Origin of the sequence: Stenotrophomonas maltophilia (assembly GCF_039555535.1) — a bacterium.
Lineage (GTDB): Bacteria > Pseudomonadota > Gammaproteobacteria > Xanthomonadales > Xanthomonadaceae > Stenotrophomonas > Stenotrophomonas maltophilia_Q.
On record NZ_CP154630.1, the window covers coordinates 551,213 to 572,903 of the forward strand.

Below are 21,691 nucleotides of genomic sequence, written 5' to 3' on the forward strand. Positions count from 1 at the left end.
GGTCGGCACACCTGTTCCCATCACACCCGCCCGAACACCAGCGCGGCGTTGGTGCCACCGAAGCCGAAGCTGTTGGACATCACCGTATCCAGCTTCTGCTCGCGGCTTTCGCGCAGGATCGGGAAGCTCTCCACCTTCGGGTCCAGCTCGCCGATGTTGGCCGAACCGGCGACGAAGCCGTCGCGCATCATCAGCAGGCAGTAGATCGCCTCATGCACGCTCGCTGCACCCAGCGAGTGGCCGGACAACGCCTTGGTCGACGACAGCGGCGGTACCGCGTCGCCGAACACTTCGCGGATGGCGTTGAGCTCGGTGACATCCCCCAGCGGCGTCGAGGTGCCGTGGGTGTTGAGGTAGTCCAGCGGACGATCGACGCCCTGCAGCGCCATCTTCATGCAGCGCACCGCGCCTTCACCGGACGGAGCCACCATGTCGGCACCATCGGAGGTGACGCCATAGCCGATCAGCTCGGCATGGATGTGCGCGCCGCGGGCTACGGCGTGGTCGTAGTCTTCCAGCACCAGCATGCCGCCACCACCGGCGATGACGAAGCCGTCGCGGTCCTTGTCGTACGGACGCGAAGCGCTGGCCGGGGTCTCGTTGAAGCTGGTCGACAGTGCGCCCATCGCGTCGAACATCACGCTCATCGACCAGTGCAGGTCTTCACCGCCACCGGCGAACATGATGTCCTGCGCGCCATGGCGGATCATGTCCGCGGCGGCGCCGATGCAGTGTGCCGACGTCGCGCAGGCGGCCGACAGCGAGTAGCTGACGCCCTTGATCTGGTAGGCCGTGGCCAGGCAGGCCGAGACGGTCGAGCACATCGTGCGCGGCACCATGTACGGGCCGACCTTGCGCACGCCACGCTCGCGCAGCAGATCGACCGCGCCGATCTGCCATTCGCTGGAGCCGCCACCGGAACCGGCGATCAGGCCGGTGCGCAGGCTGCTGACCTGCTCGGCGCTGAGCCCGGCATCGGCGATGGCGTCGCGCATGGCCAGATAGGCGAAGGCCGCCGCATCGCTCATGAAGCGCTTCTGCTTGCGGTCGATCAGCGCGTCCAGATCGAGATCGACGCGGCCGCCGATCTGGCTGCGCAGGCCGGCCTCGGCATGGTCGGCCAGTGCAGTGATGCCGGAGCGCCCTTCGCGCAGCGCGGCCGAAACAGTATCCAGATCATTGCCGAGGCAGGACGTGATGCCCATGCCGGTGATGACGACGCGACGCATCAGAAGCTCCCGGTTTCAGTGAACAGGCCGACGCGCAGGTCGCGCGCGCTGTAGATTTCGCGGTCATCCACGTACATGCGGGCATCGGACTGGGCCATCACCAGCTTGCGGTTGATGACGCGGCTGATGTCGATCTCGTAGCGCACCAGCTTGGCGTCCGGCAGCACCTGGCCGGTGAACTTCACCTCCCCACAGCCCAGCGCGCGGCCCTTGCCGGGGGCGCCCAGCCAGGTCAGGAAGAAGCCGGTCAGCTGCCACATGGCATCCAGGCCCAGGCAGCCGGGCATCACCGGGTCGCCGATGAAATGGCAGCCGAAGAACCACAGGTCCGGGCGGATATCCAGTTCGGCGCGTACCATGCCTTTGCCATGCGGTCCGCCGTCCTCGCGGATTTCGGTGATGCGGTCGAACATCAGCATCGGGTCGTTGGGCAGACGGCCGGCAGCGGTGCCGAACAGTTCACCGCGTGCGCTGGCCAGCAGCTGTTCGCGGTTGAACGCGTGGAGACGGGTCATGAAGCACAATCCTGGAAGCGAAGAACAGGGAAACAAGCGCCCGAGAATGCCCGTGGAAACTGCGCCGATCAAACATTTCAACCGTACGCAACCGTAGTGTTTTCAAGGGAATACGCGCATCCTGTTGATGTGCAACGACCATACTTCGGCGTGTGGCCCGCCCGGCCCGCCCCCGCCCTTTCCACCTGACATGACCCGACTGCGCAAGATCATCCACGTTGACATGGACGCGTTCTACGCGTCGGTGGAGCAGCGCGACGATCCGTCACTGCGCGGCAAGCCGGTGGTTGTGGCATGGCGCGGCGCACGTTCGGTGGTGTGCGCGGCCTCGTATGAGGCGCGCGTGTTCGGTGTGCGTTCGGCGATGCCCGCCGTGCGTGCCGAGCGCCTGTGCCCGGATGCGATCTTCGTGCCGCCGGACTTCACGCGTTACAAGGCGGTGTCACAGCAGGTACGCGCGATCTTCCTTCGCCATACCGACCTGGTCGAGCCGTTGTCGCTGGACGAGGCCTATCTGGACGTGACCGAGCCGAAGAGTGGCATCGAACTGGCCACCGACATCGCCCGCACCATCCGCGCGCAGATCCGCGAGGAAACGAACCTGACTGCTTCAGCCGGGATCGCGCCGAACAAGTTCCTGGCGAAGATCGCCTCGGACTGGCGCAAGCCTGATGGCCAGTTCGTGATTCCGCCGCAGCGCGTGGATGCGTTCCTGGCACCGCTGCCGGTGAACCGGGTGCCCGGCGTCGGCAAGGTCATGGAAGGCAAGCTGGCCGCGCGCGGCATCGTCACCTGCGGTGACCTGCGGCAGTGGGCGCTGATCGACCTGGAAGAGGCATTCGGCAGCTTCGGGCGCAGCCTGTACAACCGCGCACGCGGCATCGACGAGCGGCCGGTGGAGCCGGACCAGCAGGTGCAGTCGATTTCCTCGGAGGACACCTTCGCCGAAGACCTGCTGCTGGAAGACCTGACCGAGGCGATCGTGCAGCTGGCCGGGAAGACCTGGAACGCCACGCGCAAGACCGAGCGCATCGGCCACACCGTGGTACTGAAACTGAAGACCGCGCAGTTCCGCATCCTCACCCGCAGCTTCACCCCGGAGCGCCCGCCGGAATCGATGGAAGAGCTGCGTGACATCGCCCTGTCGCTGCGCGCGAGGGTGGATCTGCCGGCCGAGACGCGTTACCGCCTGGTCGGCGTCGGCCTGGGTGGTTTCCGCGAAAAGGAGCCGGTGGTGCAGGGGGAACTGTTCGAGCACACCCAGACCGATCCCCCCTGATCGTTAATCCACGCATGGCGTGGATCTACGTGTCGACCAGGGTCGACACCCACCAGGAGCAGGTCATTCCATCCAGACAGGTTGCGGAGACATGCCATCCAGACAGATCGCAGAGAACCGTCGAAGGCGGGGTGGGTCCGGTTGCGGGGGTGTCCGCGGCATGGATGCCGCGGCCAAGCCCCCAGGGATGGGTTTACGGCGTCCCCCGCAACCGGACCCACCTCGCCATCCCACGGATAGCCAACTGTTGCTGTTGCTTCGGCTGTTGCCGTTGCATTGAGCAGGTGCAGGGCGCAGCCCTGCAAAAGACCCCCTACCTCATGGCCACTGCATCTCGCCCTTGGCCACCTTCGCACTCAACTCCAGCGACTCCACGCCCGCCAGCTTCGGGTAGCGCGCCTGCATCGCCTTCACCAGCGCAGCACTGTCCTTGGTCTTGGCCGCCTCGGCATCGAACGCGCGGATGTAGTCCGCCGTGAACGCCAGCGCACTCGCATCCAGCGCGGCACCCGGCGCGTAATGCCCCGGCACCACCACCTTCGGCTTCAGCGCCTGCAGCCGCTGCAGGGTCTGCAGCCAGTCGGCGTGCGATTTCGGCGTCTGCGTGTCGGCCATCCACACGTGTTCACCGGCCACCACCGGAATGCCGCCGACGATCGCGCGCAGCGACGGCACCGACAGCACCGTGCGGTCCGGGGTCGGGCCATCCAGGCCGATCAGCGGCAGGCGCTGGCCTTCCAGCTGCAGGGCATCGCCATCCAGCACCTGCGGCACCACGATGCGTGCCGGCACGTCGGCACCCATTTTGGGCCCCCAGTAAGCCAGCTTGCCGGCCTGGGTCTGCTGGATGTGGGCAACGGTCTGCGCGGTGGCGATGATGCGCGCTTGCGGGAAGGCGTCCTGCAGCGTGGCCAGGCCGAAGTAGTAGTCCGGATCGCCGTGGCTGATATAGATCGTCGTCAGCTGCTTGCCGCTGGCGCGGATCAGCTCGACCAGCTTGCGCGCGTCGCTGGCGCCGAACTGCGCATCGACCAGGATCGCGTCGTGGCGGCCTTCGATCAGTACTGAAGACACCGAGAACAGCGCCTGCGGGCCGGGATGGAAGGTCTGCAGGTACAGCTGGGATTTCGTTGCCGTGGCCGGTGCCGGGGTGGCCGGTGCGGCCATCAGCGGAGTACTGGTGAAACTTGCGGCCAAGGCGAGGGGAAGCAGCAGGGCAGCGGTGCGCATGGGCAATTCCTTGTGTCGGATGCGGAGTCGAGCGTGGGCTATGCCGAGCGTCCTTGCGCGGCCCCCTACGGGCCGTCGCAAGCGACGTTGGCAACGGCTCCTGCCGTTGCCTTCGGCTCTACAGGTAGGTAGCGCCGGGTCATGCCCGGCGGGCGCCGTGATCAGTACGCCGCGGTGATGATCTGTTTCGGGTACTGGTGCGCTTCCAGCTCGGCGACGAACGCAGCGCCGTAGTCGGCGTAGCTGATGCGGCTGTGGCCGCTGGCGTCGGCAAGGAAGCTCTTGGGCTGCACGCGGTACTGGCCGCGCTCTTCGCCCGGGCCGATTTCGGCGGCCGGCGAGAAGAAGGTCCAGTCCAGGTCGTCCACCGCCTGCAGGCGATTGAAGGCTTCACGATGGGCCAGCGCGTACGGCTTGTAGGCCTCCGGGAAGTTGGGGGTATCGACCAATTGCACGCCCGGCGCGACTTCCAGGCTGCCGGCGCCACCCACCACCACCAGGCGCGGTACACCGGCCTTGCGGGCGGCGGCGGCCAGCTGCGCGGCCACTTCGCCGACGCGGCCGATGTCATCGCCCGGACGCGGGCCATAGGCACTGGCCAGCACGTCGTGGCCGGCGATGGCGGCGACCAGCGCGTCCTGGTCATCCAGCGAGGCGATCACCGGATGGGCACCGGCCAGTTCGACCGGAAGGTCCTGCGCGCTGCGCACGATGACGGTGAGTTCGTGGCCGTTGGCCAGCGCGTGGCGGGCGATCTGGCGGCCGATGTTGCCGGTGGAACCAACGAGGGCGATCTTCATGGCAGGACTCCGTGGGGCGGTGTGGGGGGGAATGGGGCCACTCTAGGCCGCTGCAGTCGCTCGAAAAACAGCGTATAACGCGCTTGTTTGTTGCATGGATCGAGCATATGGACCGATTGACCGCCATGACCGTGTTCGTCGAGGTGGCCGAGCGCGGCAGCCTCACCGCCGCCGCCGAGGTGCTGGACATGTCGCGGGCGATGGTCACCCGCTACCTGGCCGAGGTCGAGGGCTGGCTGGGCGCGCGCCTGCTGCACCGGACCACGCGTCGGGTCAGCCTGACCGGCCCCGGCGAGGCGGCGCTGGCGCGCTTCCGGCAGATGCTGGCCATCGGCGAGGCGCTGCAGGGCGAACTGGCCAGCGACGATCCCGAGCCGCACGGCACGCTGCGGGTGACCGCCAGCGTGTCGTTCGGGCAGGCCCACCTGGCGCGGGCGGTGGCAGGTTTCGTCGCACGCCACCCGGCGGCGCGCATCGAACTGCTGCTGGTCGACCGCATGGTGAACCTGGTGGAAGAGCGCGTGGACCTGGCCGTGCGCATCGCCCGCCAGATTGACCCCAGCCTGATTGCGCGACGAATGGCCACCTGTCGCTCGGTGCTGTGCGCGACGCCGTCCTACCTGCAGGCACGCGGTACGCCCACCGCACCGGAACACCTGGCCGCGCACAACTGCCTCACCCATCACTACGTGGGCAAGAGCCTGTGGCAGCTGCACCGCGATGGCCGTTCACTGTCGGTGGCGGTGGGCGGCAACATCAGCGCCAACGAGGCCTCGCTGTTGCTGGAAGCAGTGCGTGCCGGTGCCGGCATCGCCATGCTGCCGACCTACCAGGTGGCGCCGCTGCTGCGCAGTGGCGAGCTGATCGAGTTGTTGCCCGAGTTCAGTCTGGACGAACTCGGCATTCATGCCGTGTACGCGTCGCGGCGCCAGCAGCCCGCTATCATGCGGCGATTCCTGGACTACCTGGCCGAGTGTTTCGCCAGCCCGGCCTTCCAGGATCTGGATTGGCGCCCACCGGGCAAGGAGAACACATGAACCATGGACAGGCCTTGATCGACCACAACCGTGCTGCCTGGGACCGCCAGGCCAGCGAAGTGCGCGAATGGTCGCGCCCGGTGGAGAGTTCCATCGTCGCCGCCGCGCGCGAAGGGCGCTGGCAGGTGCACCTGACCCCACGCGCGCTGCCGCTGGACTGGCTGGGCGATGTGCGCGGCCGCCGCATCCTGTGCCTGGCCTCGGGCGGTGGCCAGCAGGCACCGGTGCTGGCGGCGGCCGGTGCGGAGGTGACCGTGTTCGACCTGTCCGATGGCCAGCTCGAGCAGGACCGTAGGGTCGCGGCGCGTGATGGGCTGCAGCTGCGCACGGTGCAGGGCGACATGCGCGATCTGCACGCCTTCGCCAACGACAGCTTCGACGTGGTGTTCCACCCGATCTCCAACCTGTACGTACCCGACGTGCGCCCGGTGTGGACCGAATGCCGCCGCGTGCTGGCGCGCGATGGCATGTTGATGGCCAGCTTCTACAACCCGGTGCTGTTCGTCGGTGCACGCGATCCGCAGCTGGATACACAGGGTTTGATCCGGCCGCAGTACGCCATTCCCTATTCGGACCTGGAAGACCTGCCCGCCGCAGAGCGTGAGGCGAAACTCGCCCGCGGCGATGCCCTGACCTTTGGCCACAGCCTGACCGAACTGATCGGCGGGCAGCTGGATGCAGGCTTCGTGATTGATCGGTTCATGGAAGACTGGCAGCCGACGCCGCGCTTCCTGATCGACCGTTACCTGCCCACCTTTCTGGCCACCCGCGCACGCAGGATCGGCTGAGGCGGATCCCGGGGAAAAAGCACGGCGTACAATGGACGGCCCCACGTTGTACAGGCGTCGTCCCTTGTCGTATCCCTATCCGCTGGTCGTATTCGATCTCGATGGCACGCTGGTCGACAGCGCAGCTGACATCGCCGAAGCGCTGAACCGCACGCTGGAAGCCATCGGCATGGCACGCGTGCCGGAAGCCACCGTGCTCGGCTGGATCGGCGACGGTGTGCGCCGCCTGGTCGAACAGGCCGTGCACGCCGCCGGTCGTGAGGTGGACCTGGCTGAGGTGATGCCGGTGTTCATGGTGCACTACCGTGAGTGCCTGCTGCGCAGCCCGCGCCTGTTCGATGGTGTGGGCGAAGCGCTGGCGCAACTGCGTGCACACAACGTGCCGCTGGCGATCTGCACCAACAAGCCCGAAGCACTGGTGCCGCCGCTGCTGCAGCACCTGGGCATCGGTGATGCGTTCGCGCTGATACTGGGTGGCGATTCGCTGCCAGAGCGCAAGCCCAGCGGCGAACCGCTGCGGCACATCGCCGCGCACTTCGGGCTGCCGGTGGAGTCCTGCCTGATGGTGGGCGATTCGTTGACCGATTACCGCGCCGCCGAAGACGCCGGCATGCCGATCGCACTGGTGCGCTACGGCTATCCGCGCGGCCTGGACCTGGCCACCGCGCATGCGGTGGCGGTGATCGATGACCTGCGTGAACTGCCGGGATTGGCCGCCGGCGTCCCGGTGTAGAGCCGAGCCCATGCTCGGCTGCTTTGCTGCCTGAGCCGAGCATGGGCTCGGCTCTACAGAGAAGCGCAGGGCAATGCCCGGCGCCTTCTTTCACTTCGGCTGGTAACGCACGCTCAACTGGTACTCACGGCCCGGCTGGTTGAACCACGCCACCGTCTCATACCTGCGGTCGAACACGTTGGCGGCACGCGCCAGCAGCGACCACGACGGCGTCAGCGCGTACTCGGCACGCAGATCCAGGGTGCCGTAGCCGCCGACCTTCACCGAGTTGCTGGCGTTGTCATAGCGCTTGCCGGCACCTTGCACGGTCAGGCCGGCGCGGAGGTTGCCGAAGCGGCGGTCGATGTCCAGGCGCGCGGTCTGCTGCGCGCGGCGCGGCAGCCAGTTGTCGAACTGGGTGCTGCCGCCGGTGCGGTTGCGCGGGTCGGTGTAGCTCAGCTGGGCGTTGATGTCGAAGCCGGCCAACAGCAGGCCACCAGTCAGCTCGGCACCGCGAATGCGCGCCTTCTCCACCTGCTGCATCTTCATCGTGAGCGCATCGTAGGTGATCAGATCATCGATGCGGGTTTCATACACGTCCAGGCCCCAATGCCAGCCCTGGCCCTGCTGCGAAACACCCAGGTTGGCACTCTTGGACTTCTCCGGTTTCAACGTCGACACGCCGCTCCACGGGTCGTACAGATCGCTGAAGGTCGGTGCCTTGAACGCGGTGCCGTAGCTGGCATTGACGCGCAGGCCATGGCCCAGTCCCATCGCCCAGCCAACGCTGCCGGTGGCGTGGTTGCCGAACTGCTGGTTGTCGTCGTTGCGCGCGCTGGCCTGCAGCTGGTGGCGGCCGAAGCGGCCCTGGTACTGCACGAATACGCCGGTGTTGCGGCGGCTGTCGACGAGGTAACCCGCGCTGCTGCCATCCAGGTTGTCTTCGCTCCAGTCCACGCCTGCGCTCAGCAGCTGGCCCTCGGCCACGCCGAAGTCGCCCTGCAGCGAGGCGCTGTCGCGGTGGGTCTGCGCGTTGCCACGCGCGCCGGAATCACCGAGGTTGTCCGACTCGTTGTCGCTGCGGCCGACGTTGGCGGTGAATGCCAGGCGCTCGGACGGGGTGTAGCGCACCTTGCCGGCCAGCACCTGCTGGCGGGTTTCCGAATAGTTGTAGTAACCGTCGTAATGGTTCTTGCCGTCGGCGCGCAGTGCGCTGCCTTCCACGTTCCACTGGTCGTTGAAGCTGTAGCCGCCGCGCAGGCTCTTGGACAGGTTGCGGTAGCCGTCGCGGTCGTGTTCGTCGGCAAAGCAGCCGGCAGTGAACACCGAGGAAGAACCGCGGCAGGCATCGATGCCATCGGAGTGCTGGTAGGCGATATCGGCGCCGAACCAGCCGCGTTCGGTGCCGCCACCGATGCCACCGCTGGCTTCACGCAGGCCGTTGCTGCCGCCGCCAAGCTGGAAATGCGGGGCGAAGTCGCCCTGGTTGCGGCGGGTGAAGATCTGGATCACGCCACCAATGGCGTCAGCGCCGTACAGGCTCGACTGCGGGCCACGCACGATTTCCACGCGCTCGATCTGCGCCAGCGGCAGGTCCTGGTACATGGCCAGGCCGAGGTCGGCGCTGTTGATGCGCACGCCATCGACCAGCACCACGGTGTGGCCCGAGTTGGTGCCGCGCAGGAACAGAGAGCTCTGCTTGCCGAGCCCGCCGGCATTGGTGAGGTTGATGCCGGCGCGGCCGCGCAGCAGTTCCTGCAGCGAGGTGGCCTGGCTGGATTCGATCTGCGCGCGATCGATCACCTGTGCCGGCGCGATGCTGTCCTGCAGGGCAATCGGGGTACGGGTGGCGGTGACCAGGATCTGGTCGAGCGCAGTGGTGTCATCGGCGGCCTGGGCCAGCGCGGGCAGGGCGGCCAGCACGGCCAGGGACAGCATTCGGGACTGCAGCTTCATGGGGGACTCCAGGTGCCACGCACGCCCGCGTGGCGAAGGGGAGGAGCCGCGAAGGCAGGCATGCGCCGACGCCGCAGCGCACGCTGCGGTCATCCAGCGCCATGCCCACCGCATCGCGACCTGAGGCTTCCGGGCCGGTCTCCGGGCTTGCCGCCGGGTGGCGCGAGGCCACCGTCCAGGCGCCTTCCCATGCCCGTGGCACAGTGGCGTTGTTGCCTGGGACTGACGTGCTTACCGTTGCGGGGGCAGCGCCGGCCTGGCGTGGAATCACGCGTCACCGGCTTCCCGTTTCAACCTGCCGGCCATGGCCGCAGGTCACCTGGAAGTGGGCGCAGTCTACGGCATCGCAGGCACTCCCGTTGCGTTACGCCTGCTCGACTGCCTCGGCCGTGCCTTTAGAATGGTTGCTCGATCCCGTGGTGCCGTTGCCGATGTCCGCCCGTTTTCCGCTGTACCTGTGTCGCCCGTCCGGGACGCACGCATGATCCTCGACCTGGTCCGCCATGCCGGCAATGGCCGTGATGAATACCTTGATGGCCGCAGCGACCCACCGCAGCTGGCCGGCCTGCCGCAGGAACTGATCGAGGCATATGCCGCGCAGCCCTGGGAGCGGGTGATCAGCTCGCCGCGGTTGCGCGCGCTGCACACCGCCATGGCGCTGGCCACGCCGCGCGGGCTGGATGTGGAAGCGGATGAGGAATGGGAAGAGCTGGATTTCGGCGATTGGGACGGGCAGTCGCTGTTCGATCTGCCGGAGGACGCACTGGCGGCCTTCCACGCCGATCCGCATGCGTTCCCGCCGCCGAACGGCGAGAGCTGGGGACATTTCGAGCGGCGCATCGCGCGCGCGCTGGATCGCCTGCTTGATGACGATGACCCGGTGCCGACGCTGGTGGTCAGCCATGGTGGCCCGTTGCGCATGGTGCTGTCGCAGGTCTGCGGCCTGCCGATGTCGCTGTGCTGGGCCTTGCGAATCGACCACGGCACCCGCCTGCGGGTGTGGCTGGAGCGTGGCGAGGTCGGACTGGTGGGCGAGCTGCTGGAGCTGCAGCAGCCCTGATCTGCTCTTGTAGAGCCGAGCCATGCTCGGCTGCACTTCGATCAGAAAGGCCAGCCGAGCGGGGGCCCGGCTCTACAGAAGGGCGCGGCTCAATCCTCGTCCGCGCCTTGGGTCAGGCTGTCCTCAGCGTCATCATCGGCATCGAAGCGCTGCTCATGCACCGGGCCCGAGGCCGGGCCGGCTGCCTTCAGCGGATGCGCAGCGATGCGCGCTTCGTAATCCTGCACCAGTGCCTCGCGCTGTGGCTCGCTCAGCTCCTGCCAATGGCAGTCCAGCAACGCGCCTTCCAGCGAGTAAAGCAGGTTCAGGCTGGGCTTGAAGCCAGCGCGCTTGACCTTGACGAAGGCGCCGACGGCTCCGATCGCGACCAGGTCGTCGCGGCTGCGCAGGCCGACCTGGCGCAGCCACGCCGCACTTTTCGGGCCGATGTTGCGCAGCTTCGGTGCGCTCATCCCAACGCCTCGACGAACACGCGGGCGATGGCTTCCAGCCCGGCCTGATCCTCGGCGTCGAAGCGGCCGACCTTCGGGCTGTCGATATCGAACACGCCGATCAGTTCATCACCGCGCAGCAGCGGCACCACCAGTTCCGAGCGCGAGGCCGAATCGCAGGCGATGTGGCCGGGGAAGGCATCGACGTCCTCCACGCGCTGGGTCACGCGCTGGCTGGCGGCGGCGCCGCACACGCCCTTGTCCAGCGGGATGCGCACGCAGGCCGGCAGGCCCTGGAACGGGCCGACCACCAGCTCCTTGCCGTCGTACAGGTAGAAGCCCACCCAGTTCAGGTCGGGCAGGGCGTGGTAGACCAGCGCAGAGAGGTTGGCCGCGTTGGCGACGCGGTCGGACTCGCCGTAGACCAGGCCACGGGCCTGTTCCAGCAGCTGGGCGTATTGTTCCGGCTTGCTGCCGGTGAGCGAGGCATTGGCGAACATGGTTGCAGTCTAGCAAGCGCGCCGGGCCGGCGATAATGCACACACTGTTGCCCTGTTGGAGCCCTTCGATGCCGTTGCCCGCCACGCTGCCGCCCGCCCTGTTCGTCACCGGCACCGATACCGGGATCGGCAAGACCGCCACCAGTACCGCCCTGCTGCATGCGTTGCGCCGGCGCGGCCTGCGCGCGGTCGGGATGAAGCCGGTGGCCAGCGGCAGTGAGGACTTGGGGCAGGGCCTGCGCAACGAGGACGCGCTGGCGCTGCAGGCGGCCAGCTGGCCGGTGCCGGACTACGCGGACCTGAACCCCTATGCGCTGCGGCAGCCGTTGGCACCGGAGCTGGCCGCTGCCGAGGATGGCGTGCAGGTGGAGTTGGCGCCGATCGTGGCTGCGTTCGAACGACTGCGTGCGCAGGCCGATGTCGTGGTGGTGGAGGGTGTTGGTGGTTGGCTGGCGCCGGTATCGGCCACGCTGGATCAGCTCGATCTGGTGCGCGCGCTGAAGTTGCCGGTGCTGCTGGTGGTGGGCATGCGGCTGGGCTGCGTGAACCATGCGCGGCTGACCGCGCAATCACTGCAGGCCAGCGGCGTGGACTGCCTGGGCTGGATCGGCAACCACATCGACCCGGCCATGCAGCGCCAGGACGAGAACATCGCCACGCTGCGGCAGCGCCTGCCGATGCCGTCCTGGGCGCGCTTGCCGTACCTGCCGGGGGCGGATGGTCAGATCCTGAGTACGCACCTGCTCGAATGAGCTGCTTACTGTAGAGCCGAGCCCATGCTCGGCTCAGCGGGGACCGTCAGCGCAGGGCAGCCGAGCGTAGGCTCGGCTCTACAGGAGCTGGCGCACTGCCAGGTCCCCCGCGATCGCACCCAGCCGCTCCACTGCGCCAATGAAGCGCGCATCCAGCGTCTGGCAACACGACAGCCGCAGGCAATGGCGATACCGCGCGCCACGTGAATACACCTGGCCAGGCATGAACACGATGTCCTCGTTCAATGCACGCTCGAACAGCTCGCGCGTATCCACGCCCGGCAGTTCCAGCCACAGCAGGAAACCGCCCTGCGGTTCAGTGGCGCGGGTGCCGGCCGGGAAGTGCTCGGCCACCAGTTGGCGTAGTCGTCCAACCTGTTCACGGTACAGGCGACGCATGCGATGCAGGTGGTGTTCGTAGCTGCCCGCTTCCAGATAGGCCGCCACCGCATCACCCAGCAGCTGTGGCTCGCCACCGGTGGACTGGAACTTCAGCAGCGCGATGCGTTCGGCGAAGCGACCGCCATCCAGCCAGCCGATGCGGTAATCCGGCGCCAGCGTCTTGGAGAAGCCGCCGACGACCATCACCCAGCCGTCGCGATCAAACGCCTTCAGCAGTGGCGCCGGCGGCTCGCAGAACTGCAGCTCGGCGTACACCGCATCTTCGATCAACGGCAGCTGCCGCGCGTTGACCAGCTCGGCCAGGCGCTGTTTGTCTGCGGTCTGCATGGTGCAGCCCAGCGGGTTGTGCACCGTGGGCATCACCACCAGCGCGGCCAGCGGCGTGTGCTCCAGCATCGCATCCAGCGCGTCGACGTCCAGGCCGTGCTGCGGGTGGGTGGGTAGTTCGATGGCCTGCAGGCCGAGGTTGGCCAGCAACGGGTACAGATTGAAGTAGGACGGTGCTTCGATGCCGACCGCGTCGCCGGGCTGGGTCACTGCACGCAACGCCAGCTGCAGCGCTTCCATTGCACCGTGGGTCAGCAGCAGGCGCTCGGCGTGGGTGTGCAGGCCCATGCGCGGACCACGGCGCACGATCTGCGCCAGCAGCCGCGGTGAACCATTCGGGCGCGCGTAGGTCTCCACCGTCTGTTGGCCATGGCGCAGTACCTGCGCGGTGTGCTTGGCCAGCTGCGCGCCGGGGTAGAACTGGCGACCGCGCGGGCCGGCGAAGGCCAGATCGATCACGCCCGGGCGGCGCTGCGCCTCAAGCACGCGCGCCATCAGCACCTGCTGCAGCGGTGCGGTGGGCGCCGAGGGCACATCGCGCAACGACCGTTCCGGCACCGACAGCCGTGGCGCGACCTCGAAGCCAGCCTTGGGCCGGGGAATCACCAGGCCGGCGTCTTCCAGCTGGCGGTAGGCGGCGATCACCGTGTTCAGGCTGAGCCGGCGCTGCAACGCCATCTGCCGCAGCGAGGGCAGGCGGCTGCCTACTGGAAGCCGGCCGCCGTGGATGGCCTCGGCCAGTTCATCGGACAGCCGCTGGTAGCGGGGGGGAATCATCGAGGCCTGGTCATCTGTATCCATCGAATATCCCGTCATCTGGTGCTGTACCCATGAAGATGACGAGCCTAGCATGTCGTTGTCGGCCGGGCCTGATCGGGGCACGGCCGGTACTTTCCAAGCGCACGGCTGGATGGCCGTGCGCCTTTTTTTGTGTAGAGCCGAGCCCATGCTCGGCTGCTTTTCCGCCAACAGCAGCCGAGCGTGGGCTCGGCTCTACAGAAGAGCAGCGCCAAGCACCGATCAGCCCCAGGGGAAATGCCGTCAGCGCATCGGCACCAGCACCGCATCGCGCCGGTACAGCGCCGGAAACTGCTTGCCCAGGGCGGCCAGCTTCGGCGCGTCGTAGTAGCGGATGTAGGCCGCCTGCGGGTAGTTGGTCATGTAGTTCTGGTGGTAGCTCTCGGCCGGATAGAAACGCTGGCCGCTGACCAGCTGGGTGACGATCGGTGCGCGGTAGCTGCCGGCCTGGCCGAGCTGGGCGATGTAGGCGCGGCTGGCGGCCTGCTGGCGGGCATCGTCAGTGAAGATCGCCGAACGGTACTGGCTGCCGTGGTCGGGCCCCTGGCGGTTGAGCTGGGTCGGGTCGTGCGCCACCGAGAAGAACACCTGCATCAGCTGCCCGTAGCTGACCTGGCGCGGGTCGTAGTCGATCTTCACCGCCTCGGCGTGGCCGGTCTGGCCGCTGCTGACCCGTTCGTAACGCGCGTTGGCAGCGCTGCCACCGATGTAGCCGGAGACCGCATTGCTCACACCCTTGACGTGCTGGAACACACCCTGCACACCCCAGAAGCAGCCACCGGCAAACACCACGCTGGCGTGGGTGGCGTCATCGCGGAAGGCGGCATCGCCGCTGGGGGCAGGCAGCGCCTTGGCCTGCGCGCTGGCGTCGACCGGTGCCGCGATGGCGCCGTGGTCAACCAGCAACACACCGGCGATGAGTGCCGCGGCCACTAATCCGGCAACGCCAGCAGCAACGCCCTGTTCAAAGGAGAGTTTCATCGTGTGCTCCCGGTTCAACCGAAGGTGAAGGCATAGGCCTGCACGCCCGCATCGAGGAATTCGATCTCGAAGCGGTGCGGGCCGACCGTGCCGCGTTGGCGCACCAGCTGGTACAAACGGTGCTCGTTGACCACGCCGCTGCCATCGGCGCCGACATCACTGCCGGCATCGGCAGCGGGCAGCGGCTTGCCATCCAGCAGGACGCGGAAGCGCACTGGCTTTCCTTCCTGGCCCGGCGCCAGCACCAGGTGCAGGTCGCGCGCATGGAACTGGAAGGCGATGCGGCCACCGGCCTGCTGTAGTTGCGCAGCCTCGTCGGTAACGGTCCAGCGTCCGGACAGGCCCCACTGGTTCAACGCCAGGGTGGCCGGCAATGTGTAGTCGAACGCGGTGTCGCCGCGTTGCCCACCGGGTGAGGCGAACTGCTCGGCACGGGCGTGGCCGAGGTAGGTTTCCGGCGAGCGCAGATTGCCCATGTCGGCCTGCACGGCCACGCCCTGCAGGTCCGCGGCGGCGGGATCGGCTGGCGGCGGCAGATTCGTCTGGCCGGCCTCTGTCAGCAGGCGGCGGATCACCTGTTCCGAGCGTGCGTAGTTGCCTTCGCCGAACTGGTGGCCGCGGATGTTGCCCTGCGCATCAACGAAGTACTGCGCCGGCCAGTAGCGGTTGTTGAACGCGCGCCAGATCGTGTACTGGTTGTCGAGCGCCACCGGGTACTCGACCTTCAGCTGCTGCACCGCCTTCATGACGTTGCGCGGGTCACGCTCGAAGGCGAACTCGGGCGTATGCACGCCGATCACCACCAGCCCGTGTTCGCGGTAGCGGCGTTCCCATTCGTGCACGAACGGCATCGCGCGCAGGCAGTTGATGCAGGAGTACGTCCAGAAATCGACCAGCACCACCTTGCCGCGCAGTTGCTGGGCCGTCAGCGGCGGACTGTTGAGCCAGCCTGTGGCACCGTCCAGCGCGGGCAGGGCGCCTTCGACCGGTAGCGGTGCATCGGCACCCGCATCGGGACCCGCCATCATCATCATCGGCGATGCTGCCGGCTGCGCACCAGGAACGGCATCCAGCAGGCCCTGTTCGATGCGCGCGGTGCTGACCGTGGACAGGCGGGTCAGCAGGCCGGTATCCCAGCCAAGCCCGATCGCCACCACCGCCAGCAGCGCGGCCACGCCCAGCACCTTGCGCAGTACGTCGCCGAGGCCAAGCCGCGCCTGCAGCGCGCGGAACACGCGGCCACCCACCCATACCGCCAGCGCCAGCGCGGTGATGGCGCCCAGCGCGTAGGCCAGCAGCAGCGTGCTGGTGCCGACGCTGGCGCCGTGCAGCGCGGCACCGGTCAGCACCAGGCCGAGGATGGGCCCGGCGCAGGGTGCCCACAGCAGGCCAGTGGCGATGCCGATCAGCAGCGAGGTCCATGCGCCGCCATGACCTGCGGCATCGGCGGCATCTGCACGCGCGCTCAGCCGCGCACCCACGCGCTGGAACGGCGCCAGCAGATGGTCGGCCAGCCGCGGCCACAGCAATGCCAGCGCGAACAGCGCCATCAGCAGCAAGGCGATCCAGCGTCCGATCTGGTTGGCCTGTGCCACCCATTGGCTGCCCACCGCGGCCAGGCTGGCGACCACGGTGAAGGTGATTGCCATGCCCAGCAGCAGCGGCAGCGTGCTACGCAGGAAGGGGCGGTCGGCACGTGCGAACACGAACGGTAGTACCGGCAGGATGCACGGGCTGAGCAGGGTCAGCGCGCCCCCCAGATAGGCAAGCAGCAACAGCAGCATGGTCAGGCTCCGGAAGTGGTGGAAGAACCGACCGGCACGCGCCAGCCGTCAGCGGTGCCCTCTCCGGCACCGGGAACGAACACCATGGCCGCACCGTTCATGCAGTAGCGCAGCCCGGTCGGGCGCGGGCCGTCGTTGAACACGTGGCCGAGATGGCCGCCGCAGCGGCGGCAGTGCACTTCCACCCGCAGCATGCCGAAGGTGACGTCGCGGTCTTCGCCGATGGCGTTGTGCAGCGGCGCCCAGAAGCTGGGCCAGCCGGTGCCGCTCTCGAACTTGGTGGAGGAGGAGAACAGGGGCAGCGCACAGCCGGCGCAGGCAAACGTGCCCTGCCGGTGCTCCTTGTTGAGCGGGCTGCTGTACGGGCGCTCGGTGGCCTGCTGGCGCAGCACCGCGTACTGCGCCGGGGTCAGGCGCTGGCGCCAGTCGGCATCGCTGTGCATGACCTCGAACTGTCGTGCCGGACGTGCTTCAGCGGCGGCTGGGGCGGCACGGCTGCAGGCCCCCAGGCCGAGCAGGCCGGCGGCGGTGGCAACACCGCCCAAGCCCAGCAGGTGGCGGCGGGTGAGGGACATGGCGGACTCCGGGATGGGGCGACGGGGCCATGCTGCGCCCGCCCGGGTCAACGAATCCTCACGCAGGATTCAATTTTTCGTGAGGTATCGACGGCCGTCCCGCGCCACAATGCGGGCAGCCTCCCCACTGGCCCCGAGCTGCCGATGTCCACCAAACGCGTGCTGATCGTTGAAGACGACGCCCACATCGCCGACCTGCTGCGCATGCACCTGGGCGATGAGGGCTACGACGTCGCCCATGCCGCCAGCGGCGACGCCGGCCTGCGCCTGCTTGAGCAGGAAGGGCCATGGGATGCGCTGGTGCTGGACGTGATGCTGCCCGGCGTGGACGGCCTGCAGGTCTGTCAGCGTGCACGCGCGATGGCGCGCTATGTGCCGATCATCATCATCAGCGCGCGTGGCAGCGAAACGCAGCGCATCGTTGGCCTGGAACTGGGTGCGGATGACTACCTGGCAAAGCCCTTCTCGATGCCGGAACTGGTGGCCCGCGTACGTGCGCTGCTGCGCCGGGCCGAGGCGATGGCGCAGAGCGCGCGCATCGATGCCGGTGCGATCGAGCTGGGCGGGCTGCAGCTGGACCCGGTCGCGCGCACCGCTTCGGTGGATGGCAACGCGCTGGAGCTGACCCCGCGTGAGTTCGACCTGCTGTTGTTCTTTGCCCGTCATCCGGACCAGGTGTTCGCGCGCATGGAGCTGCTCAACCAGGTATGGGGCTACCAGCACGACGGTTACGAGCACACGGTCAACACCCACATCAATCGGCTGCGCAGCAAGATCGAGCCGGACCCGGCCAACCCGCGGCGGCTGCTGACGGTGTGGGGGCGCGGCTACAAGCTGGTCGATCCGGCCGGGGCGGCGGCATGATCAAGCCGAACCTGTGGCAGAAGCTGGCAGCAGTGATCGCCGCGCTGATGCTGATGTGCTGCATGGCGCTGCTTGCGCTGCAGATGCGTGCCAACACCCGCCACGAGCAGGAGGTGGTGCAGCGGCTGTCGCTGGGCCTTGCCGAGCACATCGCCCAGCGCAGCGAGCTGATGGATACCAGCGGCATGCGCGATGCCGCGGTGCGCGCGCTGTTCGGCCAGCTGATGGCGGTCAATCCCAGCGTCGAGGTCTACCTGCTGGACGACCAGGGGCGCATCCTCGGCCACGATGCGCCCACAGGCCATCTGGTGCGCAACCGGGTGGACGTGGCACCGCTGCGCCGGCTGCTGGCCGGTGCACCGTTGCCGATCCTCGGCGATGACCCGCGCAGCGCGGATGGCCGCAAGGTGTTCAGTGCCGCGCCGCTGATCGTGCAGGGTCGCCAGGCCGGTTATGTGTACGTGGTGCTGGTCGGCGAACACCGTCAGATGTTGTCCGACGACCTTGCCGCCGGCAGCCAGTGGAACACCACGCTGTGGTCGGTGATGCTGGTCGGCAGCCTGGGCCTGCTGGCCGGGCTGGTAGCGTTCTATTGGGTGACCCGCCCGTTGCGGCGGCTGACCCGGCGCATCCAGGCCTTCGATATCGATGCGCCGACGCCGCTGCCGCCGCCCGAGCCGCTGCGCCCCGGTGAGCGCGACGAACTGGTGATCCTGGAACACGCGCACGCGCAGATGGCGCAGCGGCTGGGTGAGCAATGGCAGCAGCTGCGCCAGCAGGACCTGCAGCGGCGCGAGCTGGTCGCCAACATCTCGCACGACCTGCGCACGCCGCTGTCGTCGCTGCACGGCTACCTGGAAACGCTGGCATTGAAGGATGCCACGCTGTCACCGGACGAGCGCCGCCGCTATCTCGGTATCGCTCTGGCCCAGAGTGCCAAGGTCGGTCGGCTGGCACGCGCGCTGTTCGAGCTGGCACGGCTGGAGCACGGCGAAGTGCGGCTGGAGTGGGAGGTGTTCGCGCTGCCGGAACTGCTGCAGGACGTGCTGCAGAAATTCGAACTGGCTGCGCAGGCGCGCAACCAGCGCCTGCACGCGGATTTCCCGCCAGGCCTGCCGCCGGTGCGCGCCGATCTGGGCCTGGTCGAGCGGGTGCTGACCAACCTGCTCGACAACGCGCTGCGGCATGCGCCCGAGGGGGGCCGGATCGAGGTGCGCCTGTGCGCGACGCCTGACAGCGTGGAGGTGAGCGTGGCCGATGATGGTCCAGGTGTTGCCCCTGCACTGCGCACGCAGCTGTTCCAGGCACCGGCCGCGCTCGGCGCGCGACGTGGCGAGAACGGCGGGTTGGGCCTGCTGATCGTGCAGCGCATCGTGCAGCTGCACGGCCGTCGCATCGAACTGCATGACAGCGAGCGCGGCGCGCTGTTCGTGTTTGCGTTGCCGCGCGCGGAACCGGCGGCCTAGCAGGTCGCCTCGCACTCCACCACGCCGCCGCTTTCCAGCGGCAGGTGCAGGCGGATGCAGGCACCGCCCAGCTCCGAATCGGTCACCTCCACGTGGCCGCCGTGCTTGTCGGCCACCACCTGCACCAGGGCCAGGCCGAGGCCGAAACCGGGGCTGCCGGGGTCCAGCCGCACGTAGGGCTGCAGTACCTGGCCGCGCAGTTCGGGTGCGATGCCGGGGCCGTCGTCCTCCACCTGCAGGCACAGCCAGCCGTCGTTGACGGTGCTGGCGATGCGGATCTGGCGTCGTGCGTAGCGCAGGGCATTGCCGAGCAGGTTGCGCAATGCCAGTTCCAGCATGTGCCGATTGACGTTGACCAGTCCGACCGGCGACAGCGCCTGCTGCACGGGCATCGGCAACGGCGCGAACTGGGCGACCACGCCGCGTACCAGTGCCGCCAGCTGCAGGCGCTGCCGGGTCAGCTGATGGCAGCGGCCGAGTGCGGCGTACTCGACGCCGGCATCGGTGAGGTGCTGCAGCCGATCGACATCGGTGCGCAGGCCGCCCAGGGCATCACGCTGGATCTCGTCCAGCGCGGTGTCCTCCAGGTCGGCCAGGCCGAAGCGCATCCGTGCCAGTGGGGTGCGCACTTCATGCGCCACCGCCTGCGCCAGTACGCGCTGGCTCTCCAGCAGCTGCTGCAGCTGCTCGGCCATATGGTTGAAGGCATTGGCCAGCGGCCGCACCAGCGCGGTGCCGGCGCGTGGCGCACGCGTGTCCAGCTGTCCGTCGCGCATCTGCCGTGCCGCCTGCGCCAACTGCGAGACGTCGCGCCACAGGCGGTAGACCATCACGTACATCGGCAGTGCCACGGCCACCATCAGGATCAGCAGCAGGATGGCCACGCCGGACACTTCGCTGTCCTGCCAGCCCTCGTCGGGCAGCGCTTCGTCCAACGGCCCCAGCATCACTGCATAGTAGCTGTCGCCGATCCGCTGAAGGCTGCGCATGTGCTCCAGGTCGATCTGCACGCGGCCGTTGTTGAAGGGGGGGCGCTGGCTGGCCGGCAGCTCCTTCATCGCCTCGGCCAACGGCACCATGCGCAGGGCATAGGCGAAGTCGGCGTCCAGTTCGCGCGCCAGCGTCGGCCACTGCTCGCGCGGGGTTTCGGCGAAGCGGTGCTGCAGCAGGGCATGGGTGCCACGCATTTCGGCCTGGAGCCCGGCTTCGGTGCGGTCTTCCAGCAGCGCGTCCCAGGCCCACAGGCCGAGCACGATCAGCAGCAGATGGGCGACCAGGAAGCCGATGCCGTAGCGCAGGAAGTGGAAGGCGTGGCCGCGCATCGCCGAGGGCGTACGCTTCATCCCCATGCCGATCGGCTGAACAGGTAGCCGCGGCCCCGCACGGTCTTGATCCGTTCCGGCTGCTCCGGGTTGTCGCCCAGCTTGCGGCGCAGGCGCGAGATGCGGGCATCGATCGAGCGGTCCAGGCCGTCGAAAGCGATCCCGCGCAGGCCGCGCAGCAGCGCGTCGCGGTCGAGGATCTGCCCCGCGTTGCTGGCCAGCAGGAACAGCAGGTCGAACTCGGCGGTGGTCAGTTCCAGCAGGGCGCCCTGCAGGTGCACGTTGCGGGTGGACGGGTCGATGTTCAGCTCGCCGAAGCGCAGGCTGCCGTCGCGCGGCTCGACCCGGCGGTGGCGGCGCAGGTGGGCGCGCAGGCGGGCCAGCAGCACCCGTGGTTCGATCGGCTTGCCGATGTAATCGTCGGCGCCCAGTTCCAGTCCCAGCACCTGGTCGATGTTGTCGGTGCGGGCGGTCAGCACGCAGATGATGCCGTCATAGTGGGGCCGGATCTGCCGACACACTTCGAAACCATCCTGGTCGGGCAGGCCGACATCGAGCAGGACCAGAGCCGGCTTCTCGGCCAGGATCCGGGTCACCGCACGCTCACCGCTGCGCTCGTGAGCCACCTGGTAGCCATGCCGCTGCAGATAGTCGCTGACCATCGTACCCAGGCGGGCATCGTCTTCGACCAGTACGATATCCAGCATTTTCAAGGCCTCCGTGGACGCAAACGTACCGCCACGGCACGAGCGCGGCGATGCTATCCCAGCCTGTGGGCCGCCCGGGTCCCGGGGGCGGGCGCCATTCAGCCGGGGTTGCTGGCGCACGGGCCGGGCCTCAGGCCCGGCAACAACTTGGCGTCCAGCATAGCCTGTTGCTGTTA

Annotated in this window: 21 protein-coding genes and 1 riboswitch; of the genes, 8 read left to right on the top strand and 13 right to left on the bottom strand. The window is 68.1% G+C overall.

The window, feature by feature from the left end:
• Positions 1 to 20: 20 nt before the first annotated feature.
• Together fabB and fabA are read right to left on the bottom strand one after the other, a co-directional pair.
• Positions 21 to 1,229 carry a beta-ketoacyl-ACP synthase I gene (gene fabB, locus AASM09_RS02490; RefSeq protein WP_049432297.1) on the bottom strand — a complete coding sequence of 403 codons (1,209 nt, stop codon included), beginning with the start codon at positions 1,227 to 1,229 and terminating at the stop codon, positions 21 to 23.
• Entirely contained in the window at positions 1,229 to 1,744 is a 516-nt protein-coding gene (gene fabA, locus AASM09_RS02495; protein WP_049432293.1) for a 3-hydroxyacyl-[acyl-carrier-protein] dehydratase FabA, read from the bottom strand. The genes fabB and fabA overlap by 1 nt, the downstream gene beginning before the upstream one ends.
• A 190-nt stretch (positions 1,745 to 1,934) precedes the next feature.
• Here fabA and dinB point away from each other — a divergent pair, with 190 nt between their 5' ends.
• Entirely contained in the window at positions 1,935 to 3,023 is a 1,089-nt protein-coding gene (gene dinB, locus AASM09_RS02500) for a DNA polymerase IV (RefSeq protein WP_049432292.1), read from the top strand.
• Positions 3,024 to 3,341: 318 nt separating this feature from the next.
• Here dinB and AASM09_RS02505 read toward each other — a convergent pair whose 3' ends face one another.
• Positions 3,342 to 4,253, bottom strand: coding sequence for an MBL fold metallo-hydrolase (locus AASM09_RS02505; protein WP_049432290.1), 912 nt, complete (start codon positions 4,251 to 4,253; stop codon positions 3,342 to 3,344).
• A 161-nt stretch (positions 4,254 to 4,414) separates the two neighbouring features.
• Positions 4,415 to 5,053 carry an NAD(P)-dependent oxidoreductase gene (locus tag AASM09_RS02510; protein ID WP_049432288.1) on the bottom strand — a complete coding sequence of 213 codons (639 nt, stop codon included), beginning with the start codon at positions 5,051 to 5,053 and terminating at the stop codon, positions 4,415 to 4,417.
• Between the two features lie 107 nt (positions 5,054 to 5,160).
• Between AASM09_RS02510 and AASM09_RS02515 the strand changes: the two genes are divergently transcribed.
• The 3 genes from AASM09_RS02515 to gph all read left to right on the top strand — a co-directional run bounded on the left by AASM09_RS02515 (position 5,161) and on the right by gph (position 7,611).
• The gene (locus AASM09_RS02515) at positions 5,161 to 6,090 is read left to right on the top strand and encodes a LysR family transcriptional regulator (RefSeq protein WP_049432285.1); all 930 of its coding nucleotides are present in this window, start codon (positions 5,161 to 5,163) and stop codon (positions 6,088 to 6,090) included.
• The gene (locus AASM09_RS02520) at positions 6,087 to 6,878 is read left to right on the top strand and encodes a class I SAM-dependent methyltransferase (protein WP_049432283.1); all 792 of its coding nucleotides are present in this window, start codon (positions 6,087 to 6,089) and stop codon (positions 6,876 to 6,878) included. Before AASM09_RS02515 ends, AASM09_RS02520 begins: the two co-directional genes overlap by 4 nt.
• A gap of 64 nt (positions 6,879 to 6,942) precedes the next feature.
• A complete protein-coding gene (gph, locus tag AASM09_RS02525) occupies positions 6,943 to 7,611 on the top strand; it encodes a phosphoglycolate phosphatase (protein ID WP_049432282.1) in 669 nt (222 codons plus the stop codon).
• Between the two features lie 90 nt (positions 7,612 to 7,701).
• Here gph and btuB read toward each other — a convergent pair whose 3' ends face one another.
• On the bottom strand, positions 7,702 to 9,546 hold the full coding sequence (gene btuB / locus AASM09_RS02530) for a TonB-dependent vitamin B12 receptor (protein WP_100443759.1): 1,845 nt from the start codon (positions 9,544 to 9,546) through the stop codon (positions 7,702 to 7,704).
• 115 nt (positions 9,547 to 9,661) lie between these two features.
• Positions 9,662 to 9,884: riboswitch (cobalamin riboswitch) on the bottom strand.
• Between the two features lie 143 nt (positions 9,885 to 10,027).
• Here btuB and AASM09_RS02535 point away from each other — a divergent pair.
• Entirely contained in the window at positions 10,028 to 10,606 is a 579-nt protein-coding gene (locus tag AASM09_RS02535) for a histidine phosphatase family protein (protein WP_049432279.1), read from the top strand.
• Between the two features lie 89 nt (positions 10,607 to 10,695).
• On the opposite strand, the gene AASM09_RS02540 is transcribed toward AASM09_RS02535, so the two are convergent.
• Together AASM09_RS02540 and AASM09_RS02545 are read right to left on the bottom strand one after the other, a co-directional pair.
• A complete protein-coding gene (locus tag AASM09_RS02540) occupies positions 10,696 to 11,058 on the bottom strand; it encodes a TfoX/Sxy family protein (protein WP_049432277.1) in 363 nt (120 codons plus the stop codon).
• Positions 11,055 to 11,537 (bottom strand): GAF domain-containing protein, encoded by a 483-nt coding sequence (locus AASM09_RS02545; protein ID WP_049432275.1) that lies wholly within the window; start codon positions 11,535 to 11,537, stop codon positions 11,055 to 11,057. The genes AASM09_RS02540 and AASM09_RS02545 overlap by 4 nt, the downstream gene beginning before the upstream one ends.
• 68 nt (positions 11,538 to 11,605) lie before the next feature.
• Between AASM09_RS02545 and bioD the strand changes: the two genes are divergently transcribed.
• Positions 11,606 to 12,289 (top strand): dethiobiotin synthase, encoded by a 684-nt coding sequence (bioD, locus tag AASM09_RS02550; RefSeq protein ID WP_049432272.1) that lies wholly within the window; start codon positions 11,606 to 11,608, stop codon positions 12,287 to 12,289.
• 78 nt (positions 12,290 to 12,367) lie between these two features.
• Here bioD and AASM09_RS02555 read toward each other — a convergent pair whose 3' ends face one another.
• The 4 genes from AASM09_RS02555 to msrB all read right to left on the bottom strand — a co-directional run bounded on the left by AASM09_RS02555 (position 12,368) and on the right by msrB (position 17,156).
• Positions 12,368 to 13,819, bottom strand: a complete 1,452-nt coding sequence (locus AASM09_RS02555; RefSeq protein WP_049432268.1) for a PLP-dependent aminotransferase family protein — start codon at positions 13,817 to 13,819, stop codon at positions 12,368 to 12,370.
• Between the two features lie 240 nt (positions 13,820 to 14,059).
• Positions 14,060 to 14,797, bottom strand: coding sequence for a peptide-methionine (S)-S-oxide reductase MsrA (msrA, locus tag AASM09_RS02560; RefSeq protein WP_049432264.1), 738 nt, complete (start codon positions 14,795 to 14,797; stop codon positions 14,060 to 14,062).
• A 14-nt stretch (positions 14,798 to 14,811) separates the two neighbouring features.
• The gene (locus AASM09_RS02565) at positions 14,812 to 16,581 is read right to left on the bottom strand and encodes a cytochrome c biogenesis protein DipZ (protein ID WP_049432261.1); all 1,770 of its coding nucleotides are present in this window, start codon (positions 16,579 to 16,581) and stop codon (positions 14,812 to 14,814) included.
• 2 nt (positions 16,582 to 16,583) lie between these two features.
• The gene (gene msrB, locus AASM09_RS02570) at positions 16,584 to 17,156 is read right to left on the bottom strand and encodes a peptide-methionine (R)-S-oxide reductase MsrB (RefSeq protein ID WP_049432259.1); all 573 of its coding nucleotides are present in this window, start codon (positions 17,154 to 17,156) and stop codon (positions 16,584 to 16,586) included.
• A 144-nt stretch (positions 17,157 to 17,300) separates the two neighbouring features.
• On the opposite strand from msrB, the gene AASM09_RS02575 reads away from it, so the two are divergent.
• Both AASM09_RS02575 and AASM09_RS02580 read left to right on the top strand, forming a co-directional pair.
• Complete coding sequence (locus AASM09_RS02575; protein ID WP_005407947.1) at positions 17,301 to 18,020, top strand: response regulator transcription factor; 720 nt, start codon at positions 17,301 to 17,303, stop codon at positions 18,018 to 18,020.
• Complete coding sequence (locus AASM09_RS02580; protein ID WP_049432256.1) at positions 18,017 to 19,486, top strand: sensor histidine kinase; 1,470 nt, start codon at positions 18,017 to 18,019, stop codon at positions 19,484 to 19,486. Before AASM09_RS02575 ends, AASM09_RS02580 begins: the two co-directional genes overlap by 4 nt.
• Here the strand turns inward: AASM09_RS02580 and AASM09_RS02585 are convergent.
• A complete protein-coding gene (locus tag AASM09_RS02585; RefSeq protein WP_049432254.1) occupies positions 19,483 to 20,829 on the bottom strand; it encodes an ATP-binding protein in 1,347 nt (448 codons plus the stop codon). The two genes, AASM09_RS02580 and AASM09_RS02585, sit on opposite strands and share 4 nt — an antisense overlap.
• Entirely contained in the window at positions 20,826 to 21,515 is a 690-nt protein-coding gene (locus AASM09_RS02590; protein ID WP_004154050.1) for a winged helix-turn-helix domain-containing protein, read from the bottom strand. The genes AASM09_RS02585 and AASM09_RS02590 overlap by 4 nt, the downstream gene beginning before the upstream one ends.
• Positions 21,516 to 21,691: the final 176 nt, after the last annotated feature.

Coding starts and splice junctions, on each gene's coding strand:
- dinB (WP_049432292.1), top strand. CDS start 1,935: ATGACCCGACTGCGCAAGATCATCCACGTTGACATGGACGCGTTCTAC.
- btuB (WP_100443759.1), bottom strand. CDS start 9,546: ATGAAGCTGCAGTCCCGAATGCTGTCCCTGGCCGTGCTGGCCGCCCTG.
- AASM09_RS02555 (WP_049432268.1), bottom strand. CDS start 13,819: ATGGATACAGATGACCAGGCCTCGATGATTCCCCCCCGCTACCAGCGG.
- AASM09_RS02540 (WP_049432277.1), bottom strand. CDS start 11,058: ATGAGCGCACCGAAGCTGCGCAACATCGGCCCGAAAAGTGCGGCGTGG.
- AASM09_RS02590 (WP_004154050.1), bottom strand. CDS start 21,515: ATGCTGGATATCGTACTGGTCGAAGACGATGCCCGCCTGGGTACGATG.
- AASM09_RS02520 (WP_049432283.1), top strand. CDS start 6,087: ATGAACCATGGACAGGCCTTGATCGACCACAACCGTGCTGCCTGGGAC.
- AASM09_RS02515 (WP_049432285.1), top strand. CDS start 5,161: ATGGACCGATTGACCGCCATGACCGTGTTCGTCGAGGTGGCCGAGCGC.
- msrB (WP_049432259.1), bottom strand. CDS start 17,156: ATGTCCCTCACCCGCCGCCACCTGCTGGGCTTGGGCGGTGTTGCCACC.
- AASM09_RS02510 (WP_049432288.1), bottom strand. CDS start 5,053: ATGAAGATCGCCCTCGTTGGTTCCACCGGCAACATCGGCCGCCAGATC.
- fabA (WP_049432293.1), bottom strand. CDS start 1,744: ATGACCCGTCTCCACGCGTTCAACCGCGAACAGCTGCTGGCCAGCGCA.
- AASM09_RS02535 (WP_049432279.1), top strand. CDS start 10,028: ATGATCCTCGACCTGGTCCGCCATGCCGGCAATGGCCGTGATGAATAC.
- AASM09_RS02505 (WP_049432290.1), bottom strand. CDS start 4,253: ATGCGCACCGCTGCCCTGCTGCTTCCCCTCGCCTTGGCCGCAAGTTTC.
- msrA (WP_049432264.1), bottom strand. CDS start 14,797: ATGAAACTCTCCTTTGAACAGGGCGTTGCTGCTGGCGTTGCCGGATTA.
- AASM09_RS02575 (WP_005407947.1), top strand. CDS start 17,301: ATGTCCACCAAACGCGTGCTGATCGTTGAAGACGACGCCCACATCGCC.
- fabB (WP_049432297.1), bottom strand. CDS start 1,229: ATGCGTCGCGTCGTCATCACCGGCATGGGCATCACGTCCTGCCTCGGC.
- bioD (WP_049432272.1), top strand. CDS start 11,606: ATGCCGTTGCCCGCCACGCTGCCGCCCGCCCTGTTCGTCACCGGCACC.
- AASM09_RS02565 (WP_049432261.1), bottom strand. CDS start 16,581: ATGCTGCTGTTGCTGCTTGCCTATCTGGGGGGCGCGCTGACCCTGCTC.
- AASM09_RS02580 (WP_049432256.1), top strand. CDS start 18,017: ATGATCAAGCCGAACCTGTGGCAGAAGCTGGCAGCAGTGATCGCCGCG.
- AASM09_RS02585 (WP_049432254.1), bottom strand. CDS start 20,829: ATGAAGCGTACGCCCTCGGCGATGCGCGGCCACGCCTTCCACTTCCTG.
- AASM09_RS02545 (WP_049432275.1), bottom strand. CDS start 11,537: ATGTTCGCCAATGCCTCGCTCACCGGCAGCAAGCCGGAACAATACGCC.